The following is a 3,267-nucleotide window of genomic DNA, read 5'->3' as shown; positions in this document are numbered from 1 at the left end:
CGCGGCGCGCGGGGTGGTCGTGGCAACGCTCGACGGCGACGGCCAGAACAATCCAGCCTTCCTGCCCGACCTGATCTCGGCGGTCGAGAAGGGAGCAGGGCGCGTCGGCCTCGCTGCGGGTCAGCGCGTCGGACGCAAGGATACCGGCTTCAAGAAATTCCAGTCGCGCGTGGCCAACGGCGTCCGCAACGCCATCCTGAAGGACGGCACGCGGGATACCGGCTGCGGGTTGAAGGCATTCCGGCGCGAGGTCTTCCTGATGATGCCCTATTTCGACGGGCTGCATCGCTTCCTGCCGGCGCTGGTCCGCCGCGAAGGCTACGAGATCGCCTATGTCGACGTGATCGACCGGCCGCGCCATTCCGGCGTGTCGAACTACGGTTTCTTCGATCGGCTGTGGATCGGCATCATGGATCTCGCCGGGGTGTGGTGGCTGATCCGCCGCAAGAAGCCGACACCAGATGTGACTGAGGTGAACGCATGATCATCCAATACGGTCAGGCGCTGAGCAACTATCTCTACGACGTCTTCGTCGCCAAGTTCGATTTCTGGCTGGCATTCGGCCTGGTCGCGCAGCTGTTCTTCACGGCGCGCTTCCTGGTGCAGTGGATCGCGAGCGAGCGCGCCGGCAACAGCGTGGTGCCGATGGCGTTCTGGTTCTGCTCGATGGGCGGCGGGCTGATGACGCTGGTCTATGGCGTCGTGAAGCGCGAGCCGGTGATCATCCTCGGACAATCGCTCGCAACCATCATCTATATCCGCAACATCATGCTGATCGTGAAGAACCGCGGCCGCGCTTCGAAGACGCTGGATCGCTGAGCGCTAGCGCGTACGGAAGTGCGCTCCCTCTCCCGCTTGCGGGAGAGGGGTGGAGAGGGTGTCTCCGCAATGGGACAATCCCCTAGAGGAGGAAGCCGTCTCCCGGCGCTTCGCGCCGACCTCTCCCGCAAGCGGGAGAGGGTGAACGAGCCGCGGCGATTGATTCAACCTAAAGCCAGTCCGCTCTAGCGCGGCAGCGCCGAGGCCGCGCCAGAGGCGGGCAAGGCGGCTGTCTCCGCCTCGCTCCTGCGATAGGGCTCACCTGCCGCATCCAGCACGGGATAGGCGACCGAGCAGATGTGCGAGTGGATGCGTCTGAGGTCGCGCAGCACGTCGAGATGCAGCGACGTCGTTTCGATGGTTTCGGGCCGGCCCTCGCGCAAGCGGTCGAGATGCCGTTCGACCGCCGCAAGCTCGGTGTTGCGCAGCGCGGTTTTCTCCACCAGCAGCTTGCGCGCCTCGTTGGCGTCGCTCGACATGAAGACGCCGAACGCGATCCGCAGCGAGTCCATGGTGCGCTTGTGGAAGGCGGCGAGCTCGTCGGCGCCTTCCGCCGAGAACTGGAAGCGCCGCTTGATCTTCTTGGTGGCGAGTTCGCTCAGGCTCTTGTCGATGATGTCGCCGATATGTTCGAGGTTGATGGCGAAGGAGATGATCTCCATCGCTCGCCGCCCTTCGCTCTCGTCGAGGCTGCCCCGCATCAATTTGGTCACGTAGAGCTTGATCGCCTCGTCGAGCCCGTCGACGAAATTGTCCATCTTGGAGACCTGGTCAACCAGCGCGCGGTCGCCTGTCATCATCGCAGCCATCACCTTGCGCAGCATGACCTCGACGAGATCGCCCATGCGCAAGGTCTCGCGGGCGGCGTCCGCGAGCGCCAGTGATGGCGTCTCCAGCGCGGTCTCGTCAAGATAGCGCGGTCGGGCGGGGTCGGCCTCCTGCACGCGATCCGGCAAGAGGCGGATGAGCAGGCGCGACATGGTGTCGAGCAGGCCGATGAAGATAATGGCCGTGCCGATATTGAAGGCGATGTGGAAAGCCGCGGTCATCTTGGCGAGATCGGGCTGCCAGGCGTGCATGTGCTCGGCGATCGCGCCCAGGAAGGGCAGGACGAGGGCAATCCCGATCACGCGGTTGACGAGATTGCCGAGCGGCAGGCGATAGCTTGCGGGATCGTACCGCTTGGCGCCCTCGAACACGGGATTGATGGCGCTGCCGAGATTGGCCCCGAGCACCAGCGCCAGCGCCGCGTAGGGCGTGATGAACTGCGAATAGGCCAGCGACATGATCAGGAGCACGCTCGCGACGCTCGAATGCACCGCCCAGGTGACGAGGGCCGCGATGACGATGCACAGGACAGGATCGCCCGTGATGGCCGACATCACGATGCGGACGCCGGGCGCGTTCTCCGCCGGCGCCAGCGTGTCGAGCAGGATGTGCAGCGAAAGCAGCATCAGGCCGAGGCCGATGCAAACGCGGCCGATGTCCTTGATCCGCGAGCGCGGGCCCGAGCGGAAGGCGACGAGCCCGAGCACGAACAGCACGGGTGCGACGGCCGCGATGTTGAACGACAGCACCTGCACGATCAGTGTCGTGCCGACATTGGCCCCGAGCATGATGGCGAGCGCAGCGGCGAGGCTGACGAGGCCTTCGGCCGCGAATGAAGAGGTGATCAGGGCGGTCGCCGTGCTGCTCTGGAGCAGCGCGGTGAGCCCGAGTCCGGCGGCAAAGGCGCTGACGCGATTGCTCAGGGCCTTGCCGAGCAGTCGCCGCAGGTCCGGGCCGAACGCGCGCAAAATCCCGCTGTGGACCATGTGCAGGCCCCACAACAACAGCGCAACGCCGCCCATGAGATCGAGCAGAACCAACGTTCCCATGCTCCGTATCCGGATTGGAGTCGATTGGTAAGGCTAGCGCCAAATGCTTGAGGTTCAAACCATTTGTTGGGGCATCGGCGTTAACGTTTACGAGTGCGTCACGTTCCCGCGGCGCGCGTTGCGCGTCCGCCGGCGCGCGATGCCGCGTCCGCAGGCGCGATGCCTTGTGAGCAGGCTCACATTGCCGCTTTGAGGGCAGCGAAGCCGCGATCGAGATCGGCCTTGAGATCGTCGACGCTTTCGAGACCGATGTGCAGACGCAGGGTAGGGCCGCCCGGCGCCCACTTGGTCGCGGTGCGATAGGCGTCGCAGTCGAAGGGAATTGCAAGGCTCTCGAAGCCGCCCCAGGAGAAGCCCATGCCGAACAGTGTGAGCGTGTTGAGCATGGTGTCGACCGCCTTCTGCGGCGCCGGCTTCAGGACGATGCTGAACAGGCCTGACGCGCCGGTGAAGTCGCGCTTCCAGATGGCGTGACCGGGATCGGTCTCCAACCCCGGATGCAGGACGCGCGCGACCTCGGGCCGGCTAGCCAGCCAGCGCGCCATGTCGAGCCCGGAGCGATGATGCTGCG

General features: G+C 65.2%; 4 protein-coding genes. 2 read left to right on the top strand and 2 right to left on the bottom strand.

Features of this window, described 5'->3' with window-relative positions:
• Both MOV75_RS32025 and MOV75_RS32020 read left to right on the top strand, forming a co-directional pair.
• The coding region (locus MOV75_RS32025; protein WP_247007319.1) for a glycosyltransferase at window positions 1–484 on the top strand (484 nt) is incomplete at its 5' end.
• A complete protein-coding gene (locus MOV75_RS32020; RefSeq protein WP_246921735.1) occupies window positions 481–819 on the top strand; it encodes a lipid-A-disaccharide synthase N-terminal domain-containing protein in 339 nt (112 codons plus the stop codon). The genes MOV75_RS32025 and MOV75_RS32020, both read left to right, overlap by 4 nt.
• 185 nt (window positions 820–1,004) lie before the next feature.
• On the opposite strand, the gene MOV75_RS32015 is transcribed toward MOV75_RS32020, so the two are convergent.
• Together MOV75_RS32015 and MOV75_RS32010 are read right to left on the bottom strand one after the other, a co-directional pair.
• A complete protein-coding gene (locus MOV75_RS32015; RefSeq protein ID WP_246921738.1) occupies window positions 1,005–2,696 on the bottom strand; it encodes a Na/Pi cotransporter family protein in 1,692 nt (563 codons plus the stop codon).
• A gap of 176 nt (window positions 2,697–2,872) precedes the next feature.
• Window positions 2,873–3,267: PLP-dependent transferase (locus tag MOV75_RS32010; protein WP_247007318.1), on the bottom strand; the 395-nt coding region annotated here is incomplete at its 5' end.

It is taken from the genome of Bradyrhizobium sp. PRIMUS42 (assembly GCF_023006515.1).
Taxonomy (GTDB): domain Bacteria; phylum Pseudomonadota; class Alphaproteobacteria; order Rhizobiales; family Xanthobacteraceae; genus Bradyrhizobium.
Note: the sequence above shows the minus strand (reverse complement) of the source record. Positions and strands in the feature narration are given on the sequence as shown.

Bases quoted from the DNA above. Each gene is read 5' to 3' on its own strand.
- MOV75_RS32020 (WP_246921735.1), top strand. From the start codon at position 481: ATGATCATCCAATACGGTCAGGCGCTGAGCAACTATCTCTACGACGTC.
- MOV75_RS32015 (WP_246921738.1), bottom strand. From the start codon at position 2,696: ATGGGAACGTTGGTTCTGCTCGATCTCATGGGCGGCGTTGCGCTGTTG.